Genomic DNA, 22,729 nt, shown 5'->3' on the forward strand with positions numbered 1-22,729 from the left:
GCGTTTGGCAAGGAATCCACGATGTCCCCCACCGTTCACCGCAAGCTGCGCATCGGCGCGGACCAGTACACCGGCCAGAAAGTGGTCGACCAGCAGTTCCACGAGTGCGATTTTTCAGGCGTGGACCTGACCGCCACCGAGTTCATCAACTGCAGCTTCTACGACGCCGACAGTCGCAGCGGCTGCCGTTTCAACGGCGCTACGTTGAAGGAAGCCAGCTTCCGCAGCTGCGACATCAGCATGTGCCACTTCAATTTCATCAAGGCACTGGGCCTGGAGATCAGCGAGTGCCGTGCGCAGGGCGCGGATTTCAGCAACGCCAGCTTCATGAACCAGATCACCACGCGCAGCTGGTTCTGCAGCGCGTTCATCAAGAAGTCGAACCTGCGCTATGCCAATTTCTCGCGGGTCACGCTGGAGAAATGCGAACTGTGGGAGAACCGCTGGGACGGTGCGAACGTCAGCGGCGCCAGCTTCGCCGGCTCGGACCTGTCCGGCGGCCAGTTCGAGGGCATCGACTGGAACAGCGCCAACTTCACCGGCTGCAACCTGACCAACTCCGAGCTGGGCGAGCTGGACCTGCGCAGCACCAACCTGCGCGGCGCCACACTGGACGTGCAGCAGGTGGCGCTGTTGATGCAGCGCATCGGCATCACCGTGGTGCCGTAGGCATCACCCGGCGCACGCCACCCAGCCCTTGAAGCTGAAGCCTGCATAGAACAGCTCCACATCGTCGAAGCCGGCCTCCTGCAGCAGCGCCACTTCCTGTTCGGGGGCCAGCAGCGGCAGCCGCTCGGCAATGGCGTCGATCGCGCGCCGTGCATCGGCGTGGTCAACGCCGGAGGCTTCGGCGAACGCGGCGTAGCGCTGCAACCAGCGCAGCTTGCCGGCCGGATCCTGCGGCACGCTGTGGTGGGCCACCACCAGCGGTGCGCCGGGCTGCAGGCGCCTGTGCAGCTCGCGCAGCGTGTGCAGGCGCTGCGCGGCGTCGAGGAAGTGCAGGGTCAGCAGGCAGCTGGCACCATCGAAACGCACGTCTGGGGCATCGTCGATGTAGCCTTCCAGCAACTGCACGCGCGACATCAGCGGGCCCAGTGTCTGCTCGGCCAGGGCCAGCATCGGTGCAGCCGGGTCCACGCCCAGCAGCTGCCAGCCCGGCTGCGCCTCGGCAAAAGCCTTCAGCTCCAGCCCGCCACCGGCGCCCAGCACCAGCACGCGTCCCTGCGCAGGAACGTGTTCGGCCAGCAGCAGGCGACTCATCTGCTGCAACGCGAGGAAGCCGGGCACCTGGCGCAGCGGTGCTTCGGCATAGCGGGCTACCGCCTGCGGATCGGAGAACGTGGACATGCGCGGATTCCTGCGGCGGAGGACATACCACTGTAGCGCGGTGCGCAAGGGGCATTGCGCGCCGCCGCCGCACAAGCAGGGCAGGACTCAGGCCGCCGCGGCCTCAAGCACGTCTTCCAGCCGCACCTCGCCGAGGAAGCCACCGCTGCTGGTAGCCGGCCGCTGTGCTTCGATGGCGTGGGCGAACTGCACGCCAGCGTCGTCCTGCAGGCGCTCGAACAGCTGCTGCACCCTGGGGAACTCGCGACGGTCGACCACCTGGTGGTAATCGTTCCAGCGCGCGATGCCGGCGAAGTAGGCGTCGGCGAAGCTGCGCTGCTCGCCCAGCAGCCACGGGCCTGTGCCGATCATCTGCTCCAGCGCCTGATGGGCGTGGCGCACCTTGGTGGTGCCATAGGCACGCAGCGCCTCGCCGTCATCGCCCTCGTCGTGTTCCAGCGCATGCCAGAGCGGGGCGTAGGCACCGAAGAAGCTGGTGTTGAGATAGGCCAGCCGGTGGTTGAGGCGATCAAAGCCGGGCGTGCCCTGTGCGAAGCCCAGGCCCTGCGCGATGCCCTTCGCGGCCAGGTGGTTGAGGATGGCCAGGCTCTCGCTGAGCAGTTCGCCCTGCGCGGTGCGCAGGGTCGGGGTTTCACCCAGTGGATTGAGGCGACGGTAGTCTTCGCTCTGCACCTGGCCGGGCATGTCGATGCGGCACAGGTGATACGGCTGGCGTAGCCATTCCAGGGCGACGATGGAGCCGAACGAGCAGCCCGAGGGCACGCCGTAGAAGAGGATCGGGGTCATGGCAGGTTTCCGGTTCAAGCCGCGATGCGGCGGGTGAGGAAAGCGTGCCTGCGTGGACATTGCCCCGGAAGCCGTACGAATGGCATCCTGAAGTCCACATCTGTGGACGTTGCGCATGCTCAACCTCAACGATCTGGCCCTGTTCGTGACCGCAGTGGAGCAGGGCGGCTTCGCTGCAGGCGGGCGCCATCTGGGCCTGCCGCGCTCGACCCTGAGCAAGCGCGTGGCGCTGCTGGAAGAACAGCTCGAGGTGCGGCTGCTGCAGCGCAGTTCGCGTCGCTTCGCGCTGACCGAGGTCGGTCAGGCGTTCTTCGAACGCGCACGCGCGGCGTTGTCTGAGGTTGAGGCTGCCGAGGCCATCGTCCGTGACCGCCAGGCCGAACCCAGCGGCACCGTGCGCATCAGTGCTTCGATTCCGGTGGTGCAGGGCGAACTCGCCGCATGCCTGCCCGCGTTGGCTCGACGCTATCCGCGGCTGCGCATCGAAGTTGAAGTGAGTGATCGTTTCATCGACCTGGCACAGGAAGGCATCGACATCGCCTTGCGCAGCCATTTCGGTCCACTGCCCGATTCCGGGTTGGTGCAACGTTCGCTGGGGAGCGAGCGTATCGTGCTGGTGGCGTCCCCGGACTACCTGGCAGCCGCGCCGGCAGTGGAGACGCCCGAGCAGCTACGCGCGCATGCCGGCCTGCTGACCGCGCGCCACGCAACGCGCTGGACACTGCACAGTGCCGACGCCCGTACCGTGCAGGTGGAGCCGCAGGTGGCGCTGGTCGGCAATGAGTCGCAGCTGCTGATCGCGGCGGCAGAAGCGGGCCTTGGCATCACCGTGTTGCCGCACAGCCTGTGCGCTGCGGCGATTGCGACCGGACGCCTGCGGCAGGTTCTGCCGGCGTGGCATGCCGGCGAAGTCACCACCAGCGTGCTGCTGCCGCATCGTCGCGGCCAGCTGCCGGGCGTACGCGTGGTGGTGGATGCGCTGGTCGCGCATTACCAGCTCAACGCAACGCCCGCGCCAGCACCTGCCAGATCCGCGGGTCCTGGCACTGCGAAACATTGAAGCGTACATAGTCGGCCGCGCGCTGCGACTGGCTGAAGGCGTTGCCTGGTGCCAGCACCACGCCCTCGCGCAGGCACCGTCGCGCCAGCGTCGCGGCGTCGCGGCCATCGGGCAGCTGGCACCACAGGAACAGGCCGGCTTCCGGCTGCAGCCAGGGAGTGATGCCCAGCGCATGCATCTTCCGCAACGTGTGCCGGCGCGCGTCAACCAGACGCGAACGTATCGACTGCATGTGGCGCCGGTAGCCGCTGTCGGTCAGCGCGATGTGCATCAGCTGCGAGGCCAGATGGCCACCGCCGAAGCTGGTCGCCAGCTTCAGGTCGGTCAGCGCTTCGATCCAGTCGTGGCGCGCGGCGATGTAGCCACAGCGCGAAGCCGCCGACAGTGTCTTGGAGAAGCTGCCGACGTGGATCACCCGCGACAGCCCATCGAGCGCGGCCAGCCGCGGTGCCGGCTGCAGTTCGAAGTCGGCGAAGATGTCGTCCTCGACGATGATCAGTTCGCTGCGTTCGGCCAGGCCCAGCAAGCGGTGCGCGGTGTTGGCCGAAAGCACCGCGCCGGTCGGGTTGTGCAGGCCGGAATTGGTGATGTACAGCCGCGGCGAATGCGCCTGCAGGGCTTGCGCGAACGCCTCAAGGTCCGGGCCGCTGTGCGTGTACGGCACGCCGATGGCCTGCACCTGGTGCGCTTTGAGCAGCGCGTGGTAATTGAAGTAGCTCGGGTCATCGACCAGCACGCAGTCGCCGGGCTTGAGCAGGAAACGGCAGAGCAGATCGACCGCGTGCGTACCGGATTCGGTCAGCAGAATCTGCTCCATCGGTGCATCGATGCCGAGCGTGGCGCTGCGCCTCTGCAGCAGCTGGCGCAGCGCGGGCAGCCCGAGCGGGCCGGCGTAGTCGACCAGATGCATGGCATCGGTACGCGCCAGCCGACGCAGGCCGCGGCGCACGCCGTCGTGATACAGCCAGTCGCTGGGCATCCAGCCGCATCCTGGCTTGAGGTGACCCGGCGGGGTTTCCAGCGACTGCCGCGACACCCACAACGGGTCCACCGCGCGCTCCAACCGGGGTTCCATCTCGGCCAGTGCAAGCGGTGCGGCCGGCCCACTGACGTAGAAGCCGGATCCTGCGCGCGCGCTGATCAGGCCTTCGGCGGCCAGTCGCTCGTAGGCTTCGACCACGGTGGAGACCGACACCCCCATCGCGGCCGCCTGTGCACGTACCGAAGGCAGGCGCGTGCCGGGGCCATCGGCCCGCGCGTTGATGCGGGTGCGGACGGCCTGGATGACCGATTCGATGCGGGTGAGCGGAGGCGGCATGGCGGACTGTAGTGGAAGTGTGGGCAGTACAGTTACTTGCGACTGTACTGGATTGTAGCTGGGCGCGTTCCGCGCCGGATGCTTCCATACAGGCTCCGCCAGGCGTCGCCCGGCACTTCAGGATCACAGGCGTGGAACGGTCGGCGAGTGGCTGGATCAATGGCTTCATCGGTGTGGTGATCTTCGCCGGCTCCCTGCCGGCCACGCGCGTAGCGGTGCTGCAGCTGGATGCCGGATTCGTCACGGCTGCGCGCGCCACCATCGCCGCCATGCTCGGCCTTGGCCTGCTGCTGATGCTGCGCCAGCCGTGGCCCCGTCGCGGCGACCTGCCGGGACTGATGGTGGTCAGCCTCGGGGTGGTGGTCGGCTTTCCGCTGCTGACCGCGCTCGCGCTGCGCCATGCGTCATCGGCGCACACCATCGTGTTCCTCGGCCTGCTGCCGTTGAGCACTGCGGTGTTCGGCGTGCTGCGTGGTGGCGAGCGGCCGCGCCCGGCGTTCTGGTTGTTCTCGCTGCTGGGCAGCGCCTGCGTGGTCGGCTATGCGGTGCGTAACGGCATCGAGGCGTCCTTGCAGGCCGACCTGCTGATGCTGGCGGCCATCGTGGTGTGCGGGCTGGGCTACGCCGAAGGCGGTCGGCTGGCCCGCCATCTGGGCGGCTGGCAGGTGATCAGCTGGGCACTGCTGCTGGCATTGCCGGTGATGCTGCCGTTGGCGGTGCTGATGCGCCCGGCCTCGTTCACCGCGGTGGCTGCCTCGGCATGGTGGGCGCTGGGCTACGTGGCAGTATTCAGCATGCTGATCGGCTTCCTGTTCTGGTACCGCGGGCTCGCGCAGGGCGGCATCGCCGCCGTCGGCCAACTGCAGCTGCTGCAGCCGTTCTTCGGCCTGGCGCTGGCCGCGCTGCTGCTGCACGAGTCGGTCAGCCTCAGCATGGTGCTAGTGACCGTAGTCGCCGTGATCTGCGTGGCAGGCGCGCGCCGCTTCAGCCGCTAGGAAAAAGGGGACGGAGGGGATTAAGTCGTTTCAGGCATAGCAGGACCGATTACGACTTAATCCCCTCCGTCCCCTTTTCCGGGGGAGCCGCGGAAAAGATGCGCAACGGCATAGTCGATGAACACACGCAGGCGTGCGCTGGGATGGCGCCCACCGGGCCATAGCAGCGAGAACTGCCCCTGGTGCGTCGGAAGCGCGGGCAGTACCTGTTGCAGGCGGCCATCGGCCAGCGCGTCAGCGGCGAGGAAGTCGGGCATCCAGGCCAGGCCCATGCAGCCGATCGCAGCGGCCAGCACGGCTTCCATGTTGTTGCAGGTCATCGCCGTGGGAAGGCGCGCCCCGGCATCGCCTTCGATGCCCGGCAGCTGCCACGGATGCAGCTTTCCGGTGGTGGGGTAACGGAAGCGCAGTGCGGCATGCCTGCCAAGGTCGCCCACATCGCCGGGAGTGCCGTGCGCCTGCAGGTAGCCCGGCGCCGCACAGAGGATGAAGCGAAAGCTCCCCAGCCGCCGTGCGGTCAGGCTGGAATCGGCCAGTTCGCCGCTGCGTATCACCGCGTCAAGGCCCTCGCTGACCACGTCGACGATGCGGTCGTTGAAGTCCAGTTCCAGCTGCACCTGCGGGTAGCGTTGCTGGAAGCCGGGCAGCACCGGCAGCAGGAAGCGGTAGCCGATGGTGGGCAGGCCGATGCGCAGCAGCCCGCTGGGGGCGTGCTGTCGCTGCGCCAGGTCAGCCTGCGCTTCGGAAAGCTCGTCCAGTGCACGCCGGCAGCGCTGCAGCAGCAGTTCGCCTTCGTCGGTGAGGTGCACGCGGCGGGTAGTGCGCTGGAAAAGACGCGTGCCCAGATCGAGTTCGAGGCGGGCAATGCGCTTGCCGACCGCCGAGGCGGACAGGCCGAGTACGCGGGCAGCGCCGACGATGCTGCCGGCCTCGGCGGTGCGGACAAAGGCGAGCAGGGCGGAGATGGAGTCCATAAGGGGCATGATTGCGGAACATCTGGCCGCAATCAACGTCCATCGAGCCCGTTTTTCTGGAATAACGGCCTGTCCATCATCAATGCCCCTGATGGATGGAGGCCCGCATGGCCCCGGTTTCGATGTTCCCTGTACCTGCCCGCGCGCAGCAGCGTTGGACGCTGCTTGCGGTCTGCCTGGCTGCGCTGGCGTTGCCGTTGTCCTTCTCTGCCGGTGCAGTTGCGGTGCCGGCGCTGGCGCGTTCCGCGGCAGCATCGCCCACCGCGCTGGCCTGGGTGACCAACGCCTTCATGCTCACCTTCGGCAGCCTGCTGCTCGCGGCAGGCGGATTGGCCGATCGTTATGGCCGGCGGCGGCTGTTCCTGCTGGGCACGGTGGGCTTCACCCTCGCCACGGCCGTGGTCTGCCTTGCTCCCGCGCTGCTGTGGTTGGATCTGGCGCGCGGATTGCAGGGCGTGGCGGCTGCAGCGGCGTTGGCATCTGGCACGGCGCTGCTGGCACAGGCCTGGCAGGGGCCGGCGCGTGCCCGTGTCTTCGCCCTGCTGGGCACCACGTTCGGCATGGGGCTGGCGTTGGGGCCCCTGCTCGCGGGCCTGCTGCTGCAGGCATTGGGATGGCGCAGCGTGTTCGCCGCGGGCGGTGTGCTCACGTTGGTGGCCTTCGGCCTAGGGGCACGCGCGGTGCCTGAAAGCCATGGCGAGCGCCGACCACTGGATATCGGCGGCATGCTGAGTTTCAGCCTGACGCTGGCGGCGTTGACCCTGGCCCTGCTGTGGCTGGGCGAGTTCGGCCTGCACGCCGTGCGTGTGCAACTGGCGCTGCTGGCGACGCTGTTGTTGGGCGGGGTGTTCGTCACTATCGAACGACGGCACCCATCACCATTGCTGGATCTCTCACTGTTCTCGCAACCGGCGTTCCTCGGCGTCCAGCTGCTGCCGGTGGCGACCTGCTTCGGCTACGTGGTGCTGCTGGTCGTGTTACCTCTGCAACTGCTGGGCGTGCATGGCCAGAGCGCGACGCTGGTGGGACTGCAGATGCTGGCGCTGTCCGCGCCGATGCTGGTCCTGCCGATGCTGGCTGCGCGTTGGGCGGAGCGCGTGGGAAGTGCGCGGCTGTGCACGCTGGGTCTGCTGGTGTGTGCCACCGGCCTGTGCCTGTTGTCGCGGCAGGCATCGCACCCGTCTCCCTCGCAATGGGTGCCGCTGCTGATGCTGGTCGGCGCAGGGACGGCGTTGCCGTGGGGCCTCATGGATGGGCTGTCGGTGAGCGTGGTACCGGTGCAACGTGCCGGCATGGCCGCCGGCATTTTCGGAACCGTTCGGGTGGCCGGCGAAGGCATCGCGTTGGCCGCGGTGACGGCGCTGCTGGCGCTGCTGATCGATCAACAGCTGCAAGGGGCTTCGCCGGCGTCGTTGGCGCGTGCCGGTGCTTACCTGGCGAGCGGGTCCCGGGCGCAGGCGGCGGCGCTGCTGCCTGCGATGGGGGACGAGCACTTGCGGCAGGTCAGTGGCGAGGCGCTGGCACACCTGCTTCGGGTACTGGCGCTGCTGACCGCCGCCTGTGCCGCCGTGTTGCACCTGTTGCTGCGGAAACGCACAGGCGCCTTGGTCGGGAACAGGGTGTAGCAGGCTCATCGCCGCCTCCGCCGTCATCCCGTTGTCGTGTCCCGCTCACGTCGCCTATGCCCACCCGGGCCTAGTCTTGATCGTCCCCGTCCCCCCACGGAGACCTGCCATGTGGCTGCTCGACCATCTCTGGCCCGGCCGTCGACCCCTTCCTCCCCCGGTCGAGGACGCGCCACAGGCACCGTCACGCCGGCCCTGGCTGAAACGCCCGGCGCGGGCGGGGCGCAGCGGCATGGCGCTCTGGCAGAAGGTGGCCACGCCGTCGCGGCGCACGCGCCACTAGCCGGTGCGGTCTGATGGGTGGTTGACCCCATCGCTGACCGGGATCACCCCCAGCGCGAACGGGTCGATGCCCTCCAGGCAAGCCACGTTGTAGCCGTACTGGTCGGGGTTGGAGCGGCGCCGGTGATGGGTGTAGATGCCGCACACGCCGCAGAAGTAGTGCTCGGCCACATGGGTGTTGAACTGGTACCTCTGCAGGTGACGCTGCCCGCGTACCACCTGCAGGCCCTGGCGGGGGACGCTGGCGGCGATGGCACCCCGGCGCCGGCACATCGAGCAGTCGCAGCGGCGCGGATCGACGATGCCGTCCGGCAGGTCGAGCAGCAGCTCGACCGTGCCGCAGTGGCAGGTGGCGCGGTGCTGGGGTTGGACCGGAACGCCGGCCACGGAGGTGATGCCCATCGTTGCTCCTGTGTGATCCATCGGGCTGCAGAGGTCGCCGCAGACGGTGCGCCGCGGTCCCTGAACGGGCCGTAGATGCGACGGTGAACCCGCTTGTGGCTAACTATGCGGCTTCGGGACCGCGACAGGATGCCAGTGAGAGCCGCAGGACGTTGGATGACAGGAAGTGCCATGGCGCTGGCAGCGTTGTGGGTGACCGGCCTGCTGGCCTATCAGGTGCCGGGGCCGGGCTGGCTGGCGACCACCGTGGCCCTGCTGTGGCTGCTGCTGGCGCTGTGGGCCTCGTGGCAGGTCGCGCGTGGCCGCAGCAGCCGTCGGCTCGGCCTGGCGTTCGCGGCATCGCTGGCACTGGCCGGCCTGTGGTGGCTGCTGCTCACCCCGCGCCAGGACCGGGTCTGGGCCGATGACGTGGCCCAGCGCCTGCATGTGGTGTCCTTCGACGGGCGCCACGTGGTGCTCGACAACGTGCGGGATTTCACCTGGCGCAGCGAAACCGACTACGACGCGCACTGGGTGCGCCGCGCGTACGACCTTGACCAGCTGCGCTCGGCCGACCTGGTGCTGTCGTACTGGATGGGCCCGGCGATCGCCCACACCCTGATCTCGTTCGGTTTCGAGGACGGGCGCCACGTGGTGTTCTCGCTGGAGATCCGCAAGGAACGCGGCGAATCCTTCTCTGCGCTGGGCGGCTTCTTCCGCAAGTTCGAGATGACCCTGGTGGCCTCGGAGGAGACCGATATCATCCGCACCCGCACCAACGCGCGTGGCGAGGATGTCTATCTGTACCGCCTGCACGGCATGGACCAGGCGCAGCTGAAGCAACTGTTCGCCGCGTACATCGCGCAGGCGCGCGAACTGGACGCGAAGCCGGGCTTCTACAACACGCTCACCAGCAACTGCACCACCATCGTCTTCGACCTGGCCCGCCACATCGCGCCGCGCTTGCCGCTGGACTACCGCCTGCTGCTGTCCGGCTACCTGGCCGAGTACGCACAGGAGGTCGGCGCGCTCACGCCGGGCGTGCCTTACGCCGAACTGCATGACAAGGGCCGCATCACCCAGCGTGCGCTGGACCTGGGCAGCGGCGACCACTTCTCCACCGTGATCCGCCAGGGCGTGCCCGGCACCGAGCAGGACCCGCAGTAATGACCCGACTCCCCCTGATCCGCTGGCAGCGTGCGCTGCCGGTGTTGTTCGCCGCCATCCTGCTGCTGGGCAGTAGCGGCTGCGCGATGGTCACCGTCAAGCAGGTCAAGTCCAGCGAATCGCTGGTCAACAAGCGTGCCGACGTGCTCAATACCGGCAAGCTCAGCCCGGCCGCGCGCGAGACGCTCAGTGCGGCGGGCCTGGACGAATCGCAATGCGAGAAGGACTTCCTGGTCTGCCGCAGTACGCTGCTGATGACCGATGACCTCAACGTCGAGCAGCGGCTGTCGGCGCTGTCCGAACTGTGGGTGAAGGCCGCACTGGCGCTGACGCCGAAGAAGACTGCCGCCGGTGATCCACCGATGAGCGACGAGGCGCTGGACGCTTGGCTGGAGGCCGCGCGCTACGCGTATGCGTACCTGTTCTACAGCGGCCGCTCGCCGTCCGACCGCGCCTTCGAGGACCGGCAGACGCAGGTGCGCGACTACTACAACTACGCGGCCGAGAAGGCGGCGGTGGTGCTGTTCGTGCGCGCGCGTGCAGCGGCACTGGCGGGCGAGGACTACACGAAGCCGATCTCGGTCGGCAGCTGGTCGCTGGCCTCCAACTACCAGCAGTTGAACCTGAAGAGCATTCCCGCGCAGCTGGTGCCGGCCGGTACGGTCAGTTTCGTCGGCCTGCGCAGTACCTATCGCCGCGATGGCTTCGGTGCCGAGCTGGTGATGGTGATGGACCCGCCCAAGCTGGTCGCGCCGGTGATCGCGGGCGATGGGCCGAAGGCGGAAACGGCGGCGGATGCTGACGACAACGAGCGCCGCGGGCGCCGCCATCGGCATGACGATTCGGTACCGGAATTCAGCGAGATGTCCTCGATCAACGTCACCGCGCTGCTGCGTTTCGAGGGCAGCAGCCTGGACGATGTGATGCGCACGCGCCGGGTCGAGCTGGATGCGTATTCGCCGGAAGCCACCGAGCGCATCAGCCTGCACGGCGAACAGGTGCCGCTGGCGGGCAACTTCACCGCCGCCTACGGCCTGTGGCTGGCACAGAGCGGCTTCGCCCGGCAGTCGCTGCGCACCCTGTTCGGCATGAGTGAAGGCATCGGCGAGCCGCACATCTACCTGATGCAGCCGTGGGATCCGAACCGTCGCATCATCTTCATGCTGCACGGCCTGGCCAGCAGCCCGGAAGCCTGGGTGAACCTGGCCAACGAGATCATGGGCGACCCCGAGCTGCGCCAGCAGTTCCAGGTGTGGCAGGTCTATTACCCGACCAACGCGCCGATTGCCTTGAACCGCTACGAGATCGCCAACGCGTTCAACGATACCCTCAAGCACTTTGACCCCAACGGCAGCACGCGTGCATCGAAGGACATGGTCTACATCGGCCACAGCATGGGTGGCGTGCTGGCGCGCCTGCTGGTCAGCGATTCGGGCGACGTGCTGTGGAACGACCTGCTGGCCAACTATGACCTGAAGGGCGAGCGCCTCAAGCGCGTCCAGAACAAGCTGGGGCCGCTGCTGCACTTCAAGGCGCAGCCGAACGTGGAGCGTGCGATCTTCATCGCCGCCCCGCACCAGGGTACGGACATCGCCGGCAACAAGGTCGGGCGCCTGCTGGGCCGGCTGGTGCGCCTGCCGCTGACCATCCTTGGCAAATTCGAAGATGTGTTCCTGGCATTGGCGCAGGCCGAGCAACAGGAGGACGGCACCGCCAAGCCGAAGATTCCCAACAGCATCGACAACCTCAAGGCCAGCGATCCGTTCGTGAAGGCCGCCGCACAGCTGCCGATCGAAACGGGCCTGAAGTACCACTCGATCATCGCCCAGCGCAAGCCGGAGCTGCCGGTGGAGAAGTCCGATGACGGGCTGGTGCCGTACTGGAGCGCGCACCTGCCGGGCGCGCTGTCGGAGAAGGTGATCATTTCCGGCCACAGCGTGCAGGAGACCCCGCAGGCCGTGCTGGAAGTGCGCCGCATCCTGCACCGGGACATCGATGACGTGGGGAGCGGCACCCGGTAATGGCGGCCGTTGGCCGTCAATCCCGGGGAACTCCTCTGCACATGGAGGTTGCCGGCCAGCGGCCGGCACTGCCGTAAAGCGGGTGCCTACACCCGCCGCGCGATCACTGCGGCCATCACCGCCAGGCCGAAGGTGATGGCCAGGCACAGCAGGTAACCGGTGTGCGGCGCACTGTCCACGAACAGGGCGAACAGTGCACCGGAGGCCGCCAGCGCGGTGGCCACCGACAGGGCCTCGCTCAGCTGCAGCGCAGAGGTATTGGCGCCCTGCTCATGCGGCGCCGACAGCGACAGGGTCAGCACTGACAGGCTGGCGTAGATCATGCCCATGCCGAAGCCCGTCATCGCCCAGCCGACCAGCGACACCGGCAGCGGCACCGCGCTGAACAGTACCGCCAGTGTTGCGGCAATGCCCACGGTCATCATCGCCGTGCCAGCGCGCAGCAGCTGTTGGCGTGACCAGCCGCGCTGCTGGTGACCCTGCAGCCATGAGCCAGCGAACCAGCCCAGGGCGCCCAGGCTGAGCACCGCACCGGCCCAACTCGGAGAGAGCCCGCGCTCGCGCTGCAGCAGCAGGGGCAGATAGGCCTCGCAGGCGAAGAACGCCGCCGCCGCAATGCCACGCAGCGCGATCACGCTGGGCAGCCCGCGGCGCAGGGTCAACGTTCCGGCCGGCAGCAACCGATGCACGCAGAACAGCAGCGCCAGCATCGCCACGCCGATGCAGAGCAGGGCGGCCAGGCCCTGCTGCTGTCCTCCGACGTAGAGCAGCAACGCCGCCAGCGACGCGCCACTGGCCCAGCGCACCACGTTGCCGCGCCCGGCGTCGTTGCCCGCGCCACCGGTGGCCTGGATGCGGGCCAGTGCCGGGCGCAGCAGCAGCGCCGCGGGAATCGCCAGCAGCGGTACCGCCAGGAAGACCCAGCGCCAGCCCAGATGCTGCACGATCAGCCCGCTCAGCGCCGGGCCGACCAGCGACGGCAGCACCCAGCCTGCTGAGAATGCCGCGAACACCTTCGGTTGCAGGTGCTCCGGGTAGCTGCGGCCGACCATCACGTACAGCGAGACCGAGATCGCGCCCGCGCCCAGGCCCTGCATCAGGCGCCCGGCCACCAGCAGGCCCATGCGCGTGGCCAGGCCGGCCAGCAGCAGGCCGGCCACAAAGCAGGCCAGCCCGTACCAGAGTGGCCGGGCCGGGCCGTGGCGATCGGCCCAGCGACCGGCCAGGGTCATGCCGATCACGCTGGTGGCCAGGGTGCCGCCGAAAGCGAGCGCATACAGGCGCAGGCCGTCGAGTGCCTCGGCTACGGTCGGCATCGCGGCTGCGACGGCCAATGCCTCGAAGGCATGCAGCGCGACCAGCGCGACCATGCCGAGGGTGGTCGCGCGGTAGCGCGCGGACAGGATCGAAGTATCCGGCGGCAGGCCGGTAGTGGCGGGTGAAAGCGTTGGCGTCATAGGGGGTAGATGCGGGCCGCGCTTGTCAACGGGCGGCGAAGACAGCAGCATGACATCTCAACCATAGTTGAGGTCAAGCAATGGCATTCCCGGAGCTCAGCGTAGGCGAAGTCTCCCAGCGCAGTGGCGTGGCCGTGTCCGCGCTGCATTTCTACGAGCGCAAGGGGCTGATCAGCAGCCTGCGTACCTCGGGCAACCAGCGCCGTTACAGCCGCGATGTGCTGCGGCGCCTGGCGGTGATCCGCGTGGCGCAGCGTGTCGGCATGCCACTGGAAGCGGTCGGTCGGGCCTTCGAGAGCCTGCCCGAAGGGCGCGCGCCGACCAAGGCCGACTGGGCCAGGCTGTCCGCGCGCTGGCGCACCGAGCTGGAGGAGCGCATCCACATGCTGCAGCGGCTGCGCGATGAACTGACAGGCTGCATCGGCTGTGGCTGCCTGTCGCTGCAGCGCTGCCGTCTGGCCAACCCCGGCGATGTCCTCGGCGAACGCGGCGATGGCCCGATGCGCTGGGAATGAAAAAAGGGGACGGAGGGGATTAAGTCGCAAGTGCACAAACGACTTAATCCCCTCCGTCCCCTTTTTTCTTACCAGACCGTGAGGGTCTCTCCGCTCTGGATGCCTTCCACCGCGCGCTGGAAGGCCAGCGCCGCGCGCTGCGCGCTGACCGCTTCGAAACCGGGGAAGTAGGGACCGTAGGCCGCCATCGATTCGATCAGCACGTTCGGGCTGACCACGTTGATGCGCAGGCCGCGCGGCAGCAGTTCCAAAGCGGCGGCGCGCACGAAGCCCTCCAGCGCGGCATTGACCGACGTGGCGTTGACGCCATCGCGGATGGGCTGGGCGCTGACGATGCCGCTGGTCAGCGTGATCGAGCCGCCGGCGTTGAGGTGATGCTGGGCGGCCAGTGCCAGCCGCACCTGGCCCAGCAACTTGTCCTGCAGGCCGACGTTGAACTGGGCCGGGGTCATTTCCTGCAGCGGCCCGAAATGCAGCGTGCCTGCGGTCGAGATCACCGCATCGACCGCGCCGGTACGCGCGAACAGTTCGGCGACGCTCGCATCATCGGTCAGGTCCACGCGCAGCTCACCACTGTGGCGGCCGGCAGCGAGGATCTGGTGTTGCTGGCCGAGCTGGCGGGCGACCGCCTTGCCGAGGGTGCCGCTGGCACCGACGAGGAGGATCTTCATGGTCGTTCCTTGCGTGAGGGAGTGAGCGCAGTCTGCGCCGTCACAAGCGGGTTAGGTAAGCGGCGTATGCTTTGCAGATTCCTAACCGTGGATTAGCAATGGATACCCTTCGCTGCATGCAGGCCTTCGTCGCGGTTGCCGAGCGCGGCAGCTTTGCCGCTGCCGCCGAACAGCTGCAGGTGTCGGCGGTGATGGTCGGCAAGTACATCCAGCAGCTGGAGGCGCACCTGGGCACCGCCTTGCTGCAACGGAACACCCGGCGCCAGCGCCTGACCGAAGCCGGCAGCGCCTACCTGGCCGGATGCCGGCAGGTGCTGGAGCAGGTGCAGCAGGCCGAGGCGGACGTGGCCGGGCTGCAGGTGCAGCCGCGCGGCCTGCTGCGGGTCAGCGCGCCGACCACGTGGGGCAGCTGCGTGCTGGCGCCGGTACTGTCCGGACTGCTGCGTGCGCAGCCGTTGCTGAACGTCGAGCTGGACCTGAGCAACCGCCGCGTGGACCTGATCGAGGACGGCTTCGACGTTGCGATCCGGGTCGGGCCGCTGCCGTCGCAGGAGGTGGTGGCGCGTCCACTGCCGCCGTATGCGATGAGCCTGTGCGCCGCGCCGTCCTATCTGCGCAGGCGTGGTACACCGCGCACGCCGGCGGACCTGGCCGGGCATGACTGCCTGAGCCACCTGGCTTGGCGCGGCGGCCATGGCTGGCAGCTGGCCAATGGCGAACAGGTGGATTGGGAGGCGCGGCTGACCTGCAACGACGGCTTCGCGCTGCGCGAAGCTGCGGTGGCCGGGGCGGGTCTGGTGCTGCAGCCGACGGCGTTGCTGGCTGGCGAGATCGCAGCGGGGCGACTGAAGCCGCTGCTGCGCGACTACTTGCCCGAACCGCGGCCGATGCACCTGATCTACCTGCCTGATCGACGCCCGCGCCCGCGTCTGCAGTGCTTCGTCGATTTCGTCATGGCCACGTTGGGGCCGTGATCATCGGGGCAGGTGGGGTGGCAGCTGGAGTCAGATCCCTTTCCCTCGGCCAAGGGGTCTGGCCCCAGGGCAATCAATCATTCGCTGCAGACAATTCCTGCCCGCGTACCTGCGCGGCGCGCAGTGCCTTGTCCACCAGCGCTTCGAACCCCCCCGCCTGGAAGCGCTCGATCGCGGCCTGGGTGGTGCCGTTCGGCGAGGTCACGCGGCGACGAAGCTCGGCCGGGCTTTCGCCGGCTTCATCCAGCATCCGCGAGGCGCCCAACAGGGTCTGCACCACCAGCGTGCGTGCGGCGTCGGCGGGCAAGCCCTGGGCGATACCCGCCGCTTCCATCGCTTCGGCCAGCAGGAACACATAGGCCGGTCCGCTGCCGGACACGGCGGTCACCGAATCCATCAGCGCCTCACGATCGATCCACACGGTGCGGCCGGCACTGGCCAGCACCTGTTCGGCCTGCGCGTGCTGATGCGCATCCACCGACGGCGTGGCGTACAGGCCGGTCACACCGGCGCCGAGCAGGGCCGGCGTATTGGGCATTGCCCGCACCACCGGCAGGTTGCCACCCAGCCACCGCTCCAGCTGCGCACTGGTGATGCCGGCGGCGATCGACACCACCAGCGGCCGGTTCGCCTGGGCCAGCGCCTGCAGCGACTGGCAGACCTCGCGCAGTACCTGCGGCTTCACCGCCAGCAGCCAGGTGCCGCCCTGCGCGGCCGCATCGATTGCGTTGTCGTGCACCTGCACGCCAAAGTCGGCAGCCAGCGACTCGCGCAGGGCGGCCACCGGTTCGGCCACATGGATGTGCGCGGCCGGCACGCCCTGGCGGATCAGGCCGGCGATCAGGCTGCGCGCCATGTTGCCGCCGCCGATGAAGGTGATGGAATCAGCTGCCATGGAACTCTCCTTGCAAGATCAGGCCGGGCGCGGGCGCGCGCCGAACAGGGCGGTGCCGATGCGCACCAGGGTGGCGCCCTCGGCGATGGCGTCGGCGTAGTCGCTGCTCATGCCCATCGACAGCGTGTCGACCTGCGCGTGCTGGGCGGCCAGTGAGTGGAAAAGTGTGCGCATGCGCACGAATGCATCGCGGCGACGCTCGGCCTCGGGCCATGGCGCGGGAATCGCCATCAGGCCACGCAGGCGCAGGCGGGGCTCAGCGGCAATCGCGGCGGCCAATGCCTCGACGTCCTCCGGCGCACAGCCGTGCTTGCTGGATTCGTCGTCGATGTTGACCTGGATCAGCACGTTCAGCGGGCCGCGTGCGGCCGGGCGATGGCGCGCCAGCGCAGCCACCAGCTTGGGCCGGTCCACGCTCTGCACCCAGTCGAAATGGCTGGCCACGGCCTCGGCCTTGTTCGACTGCAGGTGCCCGATCAGGTGCCACTCCAGCGCCAGGTGCTGCAGCGCCTGCATCTTCGCCAGCGCTTCCTGCACATAGTTCTCGCCGAAGGCCTGCTGGCCCTGCGCGGCCAGCGCGGCCACGGCCTCGGCCGGTTGGGTCTTGGAAACCGCCAGCAGGCGCGGATCAGGCCGGCCGGCCGCCTCGGCGGCGGCATGCAAGTTGCTCAGGATCTGGGGCAGGGGAGTGGCCACGTAACGCGTTCCGTTGAATCAGGAGGCTATACTGCCGCCCGGGGAAAGATCCTTCCAGTCGAAGCCGTTATTGGGGAGTAGCCGCTCATGGATATCGCCGAACTGCTGGCGTTTTCCGTAAAGAACAAAGCGTCCGACCTGCACCTGTCCGCAGGCCTGCCGCCGATGATCCGCGTGGACGGCGACGTTCGCCGGATCAATATCCCGGCCCTGGACCACAAGCAGGTCCATGCGCTGGTGTACGACATCATGTCCGACAAGCAGCGCCGCGATTACGAGGAATTCCTCGAAGTGGACTTCTCCTTCGAGATCCCGTCGCTGGCGCGCTTCCGTGTGAACGCGTTCAACCAGAACCGTGGCGCCGGTGCGGTGTTCCGTACCATTCCGTCCGAGGTGCTCACCCTCGAGGACCTGGCCTGCCCGCCGCTGTTCCGTGAAGTGATCCAGCAGCCGCAGGGCCTGATCCTGGTGACCGGTCCGACCGGTTCGGGCAAGTCGACCACGCTGGCGGCGATGATCGACTACATCAACAAGAACGAATACGGCCACATCCTCACCGTCGAGGATCCGATCGAATTCGTGCACACCTCGCAGAAGTGCCTGATCAACCAGCGCGAAGTGCACCGCGATACGCATGGCTTCAACGAAGCGCTGCGCTCGGCACTGCGCGAGGACCCGGACATCATCCTGGTCGGCGAACTTCGTGACCTGGAAACCATCCGCCTGGCACTGACCGCCGCGGAAACCGGCCACCTGGTGTTCGGCACCCTGCACACCAGCTCGGCGGCCAAGACCATCGACCGCATCATCGACGTGTTCCCGGCCGGCGAAAAGCCGATGGTGCGCTCGATGCTGTCCGAGTCGCTGCGTGCGGTGATCTCGCAGGCGCTGCTGAAGAAGGTTGGCGGCGGTCGTACCGCAGCGTGGGAAATCATGGTCGGCACCCCGGCCATCCGCAACCTGATCCGCGAGGACAAGGTGGCGCAGATGTACTCGGCCATCCAGACCGGCCAGCAGTACGGCATGATGACCCTGGACCAGCATCTGCAGGACCTGGTCAAGCGCAGCCTGATCACCCGCAACCAGGCCCGCGAGTACGCCAAGGACAAGCGCCTGTTCGAGTAAGGCGGGACAACCACGGGCGGCGTGCACCAGTGCGGCGCCGTCCCCGTGCCGTTTCCTCCACCGACCGTTTCCTGGTACATGCCCTCTTGGGAGCCCGCCGTGAACAGCACCGCGACCACCATCGATTTCACTTCGTTCCTCAAGCTGATGGCGCACCAGCGCGCCTCGGACCTGTTCATCACGGCCGGCATGCCGCCGGCGATGAAGGTCAACGGCAAGATCTCGCCGATCACCCAGACCCCACTGACGCCGCAGCAGAGCCGCGACCTGGTCCTCAACGTGATGACCCCGGCGCAGCGCGAGGAATTCGAGAAGACCCACGAATGCAACTTCGCCATCGGCCTGTCCGGTGTCGGCCGCTTCCGTGTCAGCTGCTTCTACCAGCGCAACCAGGTCGGCATGGTGCTGCGTCGCATCGAGACGCGCATTCCGACCGTGGAAGAGCTGAGCCTGCCGCCGATCATCAAGACGCTGGCGATGACCAAGCGCGGCATCATCCTGTTCGTCGGCGCCACCGGTACCGGTAAATCGACCTCGCTGGCGGCGATGATCGGCTACCGCAACCAGAACTCGACCGGCCACATCATCACCATCGAGGACCCGATCGAATTCGTGCACAAGCACGAGGGCTGCATCATCACCCAGCGCGAGGTCGGCATCGATACCGACAGCTGGGAAGCCGCGCTGAAGAACACCCTGCGCCAGGCGCCGGACGTGATCATGATCGGCGAGGTGCGTACCCGCGAAGGCATGGACCACGCCATCGCGTTCGCTGAAACCGGCCACCTGGTGCTGTGCACCCTGCATGCCAACAACGCCAACCAGGCGATGGACCGCATCGTCAACTTCTTCCCGGAAGACCGCCGCAACCAGCTGCTGATGGACCTGTCGCTGAACCTCAAGGGCGTGGTCGCGCAGCAGCTGGTGCCGTCCCCCGATGGTCGCTCGCGCAAGGTGGCGATGGAGATCCTGCTGGGCACGCCGCTGGTGCAGGACTATATCCGCGACGGCGAGATCCACAAGCTGAAGGAAGTGATGAAGGACTCGGTCCAGCTGGGCATGAAGACCTTCGACCAGAGCCTGTTCGAGCTGTACCAGGCCGGCGAGATCAGCTACGAGGACGCGCTGCGCTACGCCGACTCGCAGAACGAGGTGCGCCTGCGCATCAAGCTCAGCCAGGGCGGCGACGCGCGCACCCTGTCGCAGGGACTGGATGGCGTGGAGATCTCGGAGATCCGTTGACCGGAAGGGCGCCTGCGGGCGCCCGCTGCTCCGGGATGACCGCGGCGCCGGATGCACGCCCGCGTGAACCTGCCAGGGAGGCCTGCATGCGTGTGACTACGAGCGTGATACTGGCCATCGCCGTGCTGCTGCAGGCCGGTTGTGCCCGTACCCCCGAACCGGCTGCCGCGGCCGAGGGCTGCGACGATCCGCAGGCGCATGCCTGGTATCTGCTGCCACCGCCTGCGACGAAGCACGGCGGCGACCTGCCACCGTTCATCGATTTCACCGGGTCAGCGAGGACGGTCTATGATGCCCGGTTGCGGGACCTCGATGGCTTGCCGGAGCCGTCGTTCCGCTGTGGCAGCGTACCGGCACAGGCATATCGCTTCGTCTGGGATCCTGCATTCTTCCCGGGCGTGCTCATTCGCGCGCAGCGCAATGCAGCGGGCCACGCGTGGATCGTCGGGCGCAGTGCGCGCGATTTCGAGATTCCTGGATCGTTACCCGGAAGCCCAGCCACCGTCATCAAGGGTGGCGCGTGCGCTCCACCGCGCGCGCTGAGTGCGCAGGAATGGAACGCCATCGCCGCCGCGTTTGCGCTGTTGCAGGGCGAAGATTCGAGCGCTGGGCTTGATGGCTCATCGTGGATGTTCGAGTCCGTGGTGGACGGCGAGCAGCGTTGGTTCGCACGATGGGTGCCGCGGGATCCGGCGTTCCGCAACACCGGCAGGATGATGGTGGAACTGGCGGGTTGCACTGACACCCTGCAGGGCATGGAGTGACGGGCACCACAGGCGATTGATGAATTCCGGTCATGACCGACTGCGGCCGGGCTGGCTCAATCCAGCGCCACGACAGGCGTATCGTCAGCACTCCCCCTCTGGAGCACGACGATGCAGACACGCGAACTGGGCCGCCGCGGCCTGAAGGTTTCCGCCCTCGGCCTGGGCTGCATGGGCCTGACCCATGCCTACGGCCAGCCGGTCGAGCAGAGCCAGGGTGTGGCCCTGCTGGAGGCCGCCGTCGAGCGCGGCGTGACCTTCTTCGATACCGCCGAGGTGTACGGCCCGTACACCAACGAAGATCTGCTCGGCCGGGCGCTGGCGCCCCACCGCGACAGGCTGGTGATTGCCACCAAGTTCGGATTCAAGGGCGCGCGCACCGATGACGGCCTGGACAGCCGCCCCGAGAACATCCGCGCCGTCGCCGAAGCCAGCCTCAAGCGCCTGCGCACCGACCATATCGACCTGTTCTACCAGCACCGCGTCGACCCGAACGTGCCGATCGAGGATGTGGCCGGCACCGTGCGCGACCTGATCGCCGAAGGCAAGGTCGGCCACTTCGGGCTGTCCGAGGCGAGCGCTGCCACCGTGCGTCGCGCGCATGCGGTGCAGCCGGTCGCCGCCGTGCAGAGTGAGTATTCGCTGTGGTGGCGCGAGCCGGAGCGTGAACTGCTGCCGACGCTGCAGGAGCTGGGCATCGGCTTCGTGCCATTCAGCCCGCTTGGCCGCGGCTTCCTCACCGGCACGATCAACGCCGACACCACCTTCGACGCCAACGATTTCCGTAACAGCGTGCCGCGTTTCGAAGTGGAGGCGCGCCGCGCCAACCAGGCGCTGGTGGATCGCATCAGTACGATTGCCGCAGCACGGGGCGCGACGCCGGCGCAGGTGGCGCTGGCCTGGCTGCTGGCACAGGCGCCGTGGATCGTGCCGATCCCGGGCACCACCAAGGTTCATCGCCTGGAAGAAAACCTGGGCGCGGTCGACCTGCAGCTGGCGCCGGAAGAACTGCAGCGCATCGCGCAGGCGCTGGACGAGGTGTCGATCGTTGGCGAGCGCTACAACGCGCAGCGTGCGGCGCAGGCCAAGGGTTGATCGCCAGGTGGGTGCGGACCGTTGGTCCGCACTCCCTGACCCTCACCCCTGCATAGGCCCGCGCAGCGCATCCAGCACCGTGCGCATCGCCACGGTCACGTGGCGGCGCGACGGGTAGTAGGCGTAGTAGCCATCGAAGTGCGGGCACCAGTCATCCAGCACCGACTGCAGTCGCCCATCGGCCAGCATTGGCTGCACCTGGTCCTCCGGCAACCACGCCAGTCCACTGCCGGCCAGCGCTGCGGCGCGGGTCATGCCCATGGTGTTGAAGGTCCACTGGCCGCTCACGCGCACGCTCAGTTCGTTGCCGTCCTGGCCGAAATCCCACGGCATCAACCCGCCGTGCGTGGGCAGGCGCAGGGTCACGCAGTTGTGGTCGGCCAGCTCGTGCGGATGCCGTGGCGCCACGTGCTGGCGGAAGTAGCGGGGCGCGCCGACCACGCGCATGCGCAGCGGCGGGCTGATCGGCACCGCGATCATGTCGCGCGCCAGCCGCTCGCCGAGGCGGATGCCGATGTCATAACGTTCGGCCACGATATCGGCCAGCCCGTAATCGGCGGCCAGTTCCACTTTCAGCTCCGGATACTGCTGCAGGAGGGGCGCGAGCCGTGGCCAGGCAATGTACTCGGCCGCATGGCCGGTGGCATTGATGCGGATGGTGCCGGCCGGGCGCTCGCGGTACTCGGCCAGCGCGGCCAGGCCGTCCTCGATCTCGGCCAGGCGTGGGCCAAGGGTGTCGAGCAGGCGCGCGCCGGCTTCGGTGGTCGCTACGCTGCGGGTGGTGCGGGTCAGCAGGCGCACGCCAAGGCGCTGTTCCAGGCCGCGCATGGCATGGCTGAGCGCGGACTGGGACACGCCCAGCTGGGCGGCGGCCTTGGTGAAGCTGCCCTCGCGGGCGACGTGGACGAAGGCCTGCAGGTCGTTGAGGTTTTCACGGGGCATGCAGGGATGATACGGCTCCCGGATTGAACGGATCTGTCGATTTCCGGATCCCCGGCTCGTCGTAACGGTACATCCAACGCAAGGAGCTTTCGCATGAGCGCTGACACCAAGCCCAAGGGCCCGGCCTCCTACTTCCCCTCCATCGAGAGGACTTACGGGCAGCCGGTGGCGCACTGGCTGGGGCTGCTGGCGGGACAGACGGGCCTGAAACACATGGAACTGGTCAGCTTCCTGAAAAGTGAGCATGGGCTGGGCCATGGCCATGCGAACGCGCTGGTGGCGCACCATCTGGCCGGCAGGGGCTGAGCCGCGCCGGAGCGGGCACAGTGGGGCGCATTCAGCTGAACGATTTCATCTGCAACTGTCATGCAGATCGTGTCTAATACCGCTCCCCACC

Annotated in this window: 21 protein-coding genes and 2 pseudogenes; 13 read left to right on the forward strand and 10 right to left on the reverse strand. The window is 67.9% G+C overall.

Translation table 11 applies throughout. The annotated features are described in order from the left end of the window. Nucleotides 1-21: 21 nt before the first annotated feature. Complete coding sequence (gene smqnr / locus BLS66_RS17210; RefSeq protein WP_074726401.1) at nucleotides 22-669, forward strand: SmQnr family pentapeptide repeat protein; 648 nt, start codon at nucleotides 22-24, stop codon at nucleotides 667-669. 3 nt (nucleotides 670-672) lie between these two features. Here smqnr and BLS66_RS17215 read toward each other — a convergent pair whose 3' ends face one another. Together BLS66_RS17215 and BLS66_RS17220 are read right to left on the reverse strand one after the other, a co-directional pair. Then, a complete protein-coding gene (locus tag BLS66_RS17215; protein WP_074726402.1) occupies nucleotides 673-1,347 on the reverse strand; it encodes a class I SAM-dependent methyltransferase in 675 nt (224 codons plus the stop codon). Nucleotides 1,348-1,434: 87 nt separating this feature from the next. After that, a complete protein-coding gene (locus BLS66_RS17220; protein ID WP_057495166.1) occupies nucleotides 1,435-2,133 on the reverse strand; it encodes a glutathione S-transferase family protein in 699 nt (232 codons plus the stop codon). A 115-nt stretch (nucleotides 2,134-2,248) separates the two neighbouring features. On the opposite strand from BLS66_RS17220, the gene BLS66_RS17225 reads away from it, so the two are divergent. After that, a complete protein-coding gene (locus BLS66_RS17225; protein ID WP_057495167.1) occupies nucleotides 2,249-3,193 on the forward strand; it encodes a LysR substrate-binding domain-containing protein in 945 nt (314 codons plus the stop codon). On the opposite strand, the gene BLS66_RS17230 is transcribed toward BLS66_RS17225, so the two are convergent. Further along, nucleotides 3,132-4,511, reverse strand: a complete 1,380-nt coding sequence (locus BLS66_RS17230; protein WP_074726403.1) for an aminotransferase-like domain-containing protein — start codon at nucleotides 4,509-4,511, stop codon at nucleotides 3,132-3,134. The two genes, BLS66_RS17225 and BLS66_RS17230, sit on opposite strands and share 62 nt — an antisense overlap. 131 nt (nucleotides 4,512-4,642) lie before the next feature. Between BLS66_RS17230 and BLS66_RS17235 the strand changes: the two genes are divergently transcribed. Continuing rightward, nucleotides 4,643-5,506 carry a DMT family transporter gene (locus tag BLS66_RS17235; RefSeq protein WP_057495169.1) on the forward strand — a complete coding sequence of 288 codons (864 nt, stop codon included), beginning with the start codon at nucleotides 4,643-4,645 and terminating at the stop codon, nucleotides 5,504-5,506. Nucleotides 5,507-5,555: 49 nt separating this feature from the next. On the opposite strand, the pseudogene BLS66_RS17240 reads toward BLS66_RS17235, so the two are convergent. After that, nucleotides 5,556-6,480: pseudogene (locus BLS66_RS17240) on the reverse strand (LysR family transcriptional regulator). Nucleotides 6,481-6,587: 107 nt separating this feature from the next. On the opposite strand from BLS66_RS17240, the gene BLS66_RS17245 reads away from it, so the two are divergent. Continuing rightward, on the forward strand, nucleotides 6,588-8,105 hold the full coding sequence (locus BLS66_RS17245; protein ID WP_074726427.1) for an MFS transporter: 1,518 nt from the start codon (nucleotides 6,588-6,590) through the stop codon (nucleotides 8,103-8,105). 279 nt (nucleotides 8,106-8,384) lie between these two features. Here BLS66_RS17245 and BLS66_RS17250 read toward each other — a convergent pair whose 3' ends face one another. Then, nucleotides 8,385-8,789 (reverse strand): GFA family protein, encoded by a 405-nt coding sequence (locus BLS66_RS17250; RefSeq protein ID WP_074726405.1) that lies wholly within the window; start codon nucleotides 8,787-8,789, stop codon nucleotides 8,385-8,387. Nucleotides 8,790-8,960: 171 nt separating this feature from the next. Here BLS66_RS17250 and BLS66_RS17255 point away from each other — a divergent pair, with 171 nt between their 5' ends. Both BLS66_RS17255 and BLS66_RS17260 read left to right on the forward strand, forming a co-directional pair. After that, nucleotides 8,961-9,935 carry an Lnb N-terminal periplasmic domain-containing protein gene (locus tag BLS66_RS17255; RefSeq protein ID WP_049469258.1) on the forward strand — a complete coding sequence of 325 codons (975 nt, stop codon included), beginning with the start codon at nucleotides 8,961-8,963 and terminating at the stop codon, nucleotides 9,933-9,935. Next, the gene (locus BLS66_RS17260; RefSeq protein WP_074726406.1) at nucleotides 9,935-11,956 is read left to right on the forward strand and encodes an esterase/lipase family protein; all 2,022 of its coding nucleotides are present in this window, start codon (nucleotides 9,935-9,937) and stop codon (nucleotides 11,954-11,956) included. The genes BLS66_RS17255 and BLS66_RS17260 overlap by 1 nt, the downstream gene beginning before the upstream one ends. 86 nt (nucleotides 11,957-12,042) lie before the next feature. Here BLS66_RS17260 and BLS66_RS17265 read toward each other — a convergent pair whose 3' ends face one another. Beyond that, on the reverse strand, nucleotides 12,043-13,464 hold the full coding sequence (locus BLS66_RS17265) for an MFS transporter (RefSeq protein WP_074726407.1): 1,422 nt from the start codon (nucleotides 13,462-13,464) through the stop codon (nucleotides 12,043-12,045). Between the two features lie 29 nt (nucleotides 13,465-13,493). Between BLS66_RS17265 and soxR the strand changes: the two genes are divergently transcribed. After that, complete coding sequence (soxR, locus tag BLS66_RS17270) at nucleotides 13,494-13,928, forward strand: redox-sensitive transcriptional activator SoxR (RefSeq protein ID WP_053462342.1); 435 nt, start codon at nucleotides 13,494-13,496, stop codon at nucleotides 13,926-13,928. A gap of 68 nt (nucleotides 13,929-13,996) precedes the next feature. Here soxR and BLS66_RS17275 read toward each other — a convergent pair. Next, nucleotides 13,997-14,626, reverse strand: a pseudogene (locus BLS66_RS17275) (short chain dehydrogenase); the annotation flags it as partial. Between the two features lie 71 nt (nucleotides 14,627-14,697). Between BLS66_RS17275 and BLS66_RS17280 the strand changes: the two are divergent. Beyond that, nucleotides 14,698-15,573 carry a LysR family transcriptional regulator gene (locus tag BLS66_RS17280; RefSeq protein ID WP_049469704.1) on the forward strand — a complete coding sequence of 292 codons (876 nt, stop codon included), beginning with the start codon at nucleotides 14,698-14,700 and terminating at the stop codon, nucleotides 15,571-15,573. A gap of 73 nt (nucleotides 15,574-15,646) precedes the next feature. Here BLS66_RS17280 and proC read toward each other — a convergent pair whose 3' ends face one another. Both proC and BLS66_RS17290 read right to left on the reverse strand, forming a co-directional pair. Next, nucleotides 15,647-16,468 carry a pyrroline-5-carboxylate reductase gene (gene proC, locus BLS66_RS17285; protein WP_074726409.1) on the reverse strand — a complete coding sequence of 274 codons (822 nt, stop codon included), beginning with the start codon at nucleotides 16,466-16,468 and terminating at the stop codon, nucleotides 15,647-15,649. Nucleotides 16,469-16,486: 18 nt separating this feature from the next. Beyond that, nucleotides 16,487-17,164 (reverse strand): YggS family pyridoxal phosphate-dependent enzyme, encoded by a 678-nt coding sequence (locus BLS66_RS17290; protein WP_049469699.1) that lies wholly within the window; start codon nucleotides 17,162-17,164, stop codon nucleotides 16,487-16,489. 87 nt (nucleotides 17,165-17,251) lie between these two features. Between BLS66_RS17290 and BLS66_RS17295 the strand changes: the two genes are divergently transcribed. From BLS66_RS17295 to BLS66_RS17310, 4 genes are all read left to right on the forward strand, one after another. Beyond that, a complete protein-coding gene (locus BLS66_RS17295; protein ID WP_004147099.1) occupies nucleotides 17,252-18,289 on the forward strand; it encodes a type IV pilus twitching motility protein PilT in 1,038 nt (345 codons plus the stop codon). Between the two features lie 78 nt (nucleotides 18,290-18,367). Continuing rightward, the gene (locus tag BLS66_RS17300) at nucleotides 18,368-19,531 is read left to right on the forward strand and encodes a PilT/PilU family type 4a pilus ATPase (protein WP_042358565.1); all 1,164 of its coding nucleotides are present in this window, start codon (nucleotides 18,368-18,370) and stop codon (nucleotides 19,529-19,531) included. Between the two features lie 35 nt (nucleotides 19,532-19,566). Beyond that, entirely contained in the window at nucleotides 19,567-20,295 is a 729-nt protein-coding gene (locus BLS66_RS17305; protein WP_074726410.1) for a hypothetical protein, read from the forward strand. A 111-nt stretch (nucleotides 20,296-20,406) separates the two neighbouring features. Beyond that, nucleotides 20,407-21,390, forward strand: a complete 984-nt coding sequence (locus BLS66_RS17310; protein ID WP_074726411.1) for an aldo/keto reductase — start codon at nucleotides 20,407-20,409, stop codon at nucleotides 21,388-21,390. A gap of 42 nt (nucleotides 21,391-21,432) precedes the next feature. Here BLS66_RS17310 and BLS66_RS17315 read toward each other — a convergent pair whose 3' ends face one another. Continuing rightward, nucleotides 21,433-22,332, reverse strand: coding sequence for a LysR family transcriptional regulator (locus BLS66_RS17315; protein WP_074726412.1), 900 nt, complete (start codon nucleotides 22,330-22,332; stop codon nucleotides 21,433-21,435). A gap of 93 nt (nucleotides 22,333-22,425) precedes the next feature. Here BLS66_RS17315 and BLS66_RS17320 point away from each other — a divergent pair, with 93 nt between their 5' ends. Next, a complete protein-coding gene (locus BLS66_RS17320) occupies nucleotides 22,426-22,638 on the forward strand; it encodes a DUF4287 domain-containing protein (protein WP_074726413.1) in 213 nt (70 codons plus the stop codon). Nucleotides 22,639-22,729: the final 91 nt, after the last annotated feature.

The organism is Stenotrophomonas pavanii (assembly GCF_900101175.1).
Classification (GTDB): domain Bacteria; phylum Pseudomonadota; class Gammaproteobacteria; order Xanthomonadales; family Xanthomonadaceae; genus Stenotrophomonas; species Stenotrophomonas pavanii.

Coding starts and splice junctions, on each gene's coding strand:
- BLS66_RS17260 (WP_074726406.1), top strand. CDS start 9,935: ATGACCCGACTCCCCCTGATCCGCTGGCAGCGTGCGCTGCCGGTGTTG.
- BLS66_RS17265 (WP_074726407.1), bottom strand. CDS start 13,464: ATGCTGCTGTCTTCGCCGCCCGTTGACAAGCGCGGCCCGCATCTACCC.
- BLS66_RS17220 (WP_057495166.1), bottom strand. CDS start 2,133: ATGACCCCGATCCTCTTCTACGGCGTGCCCTCGGGCTGCTCGTTCGGC.
- BLS66_RS17280 (WP_049469704.1), top strand. CDS start 14,698: ATGGATACCCTTCGCTGCATGCAGGCCTTCGTCGCGGTTGCCGAGCGC.
- BLS66_RS17255 (WP_049469258.1), top strand. CDS start 8,961: ATGGCGCTGGCAGCGTTGTGGGTGACCGGCCTGCTGGCCTATCAGGTG.
- BLS66_RS17215 (WP_074726402.1), bottom strand. CDS start 1,347: ATGTCCACGTTCTCCGATCCGCAGGCGGTAGCCCGCTATGCCGAAGCA.
- proC (WP_074726409.1), bottom strand. CDS start 16,468: ATGGCAGCTGATTCCATCACCTTCATCGGCGGCGGCAACATGGCGCGC.
- BLS66_RS17245 (WP_074726427.1), top strand. CDS start 6,588: ATGGCCCCGGTTTCGATGTTCCCTGTACCTGCCCGCGCGCAGCAGCGT.
- BLS66_RS17230 (WP_074726403.1), bottom strand. CDS start 4,511: ATGCCGCCTCCGCTCACCCGCATCGAATCGGTCATCCAGGCCGTCCGC.
- BLS66_RS17225 (WP_057495167.1), top strand. CDS start 2,249: ATGCTCAACCTCAACGATCTGGCCCTGTTCGTGACCGCAGTGGAGCAG.
- BLS66_RS17305 (WP_074726410.1), top strand. CDS start 19,567: ATGACCGCGGCGCCGGATGCACGCCCGCGTGAACCTGCCAGGGAGGCC.
- smqnr (WP_074726401.1), top strand. CDS start 22: ATGTCCCCCACCGTTCACCGCAAGCTGCGCATCGGCGCGGACCAGTAC.
- BLS66_RS17315 (WP_074726412.1), bottom strand. CDS start 22,332: ATGCCCCGTGAAAACCTCAACGACCTGCAGGCCTTCGTCCACGTCGCC.
- BLS66_RS17295 (WP_004147099.1), top strand. CDS start 17,252: ATGGATATCGCCGAACTGCTGGCGTTTTCCGTAAAGAACAAAGCGTCC.
- BLS66_RS17250 (WP_074726405.1), bottom strand. CDS start 8,789: ATGGGCATCACCTCCGTGGCCGGCGTTCCGGTCCAACCCCAGCACCGC.
- BLS66_RS17300 (WP_042358565.1), top strand. CDS start 18,368: ATGCCCTCTTGGGAGCCCGCCGTGAACAGCACCGCGACCACCATCGAT.
- BLS66_RS17310 (WP_074726411.1), top strand. CDS start 20,407: ATGCAGACACGCGAACTGGGCCGCCGCGGCCTGAAGGTTTCCGCCCTC.
- BLS66_RS17320 (WP_074726413.1), top strand. CDS start 22,426: ATGAGCGCTGACACCAAGCCCAAGGGCCCGGCCTCCTACTTCCCCTCC.
- soxR (WP_053462342.1), top strand. CDS start 13,494: ATGGCATTCCCGGAGCTCAGCGTAGGCGAAGTCTCCCAGCGCAGTGGC.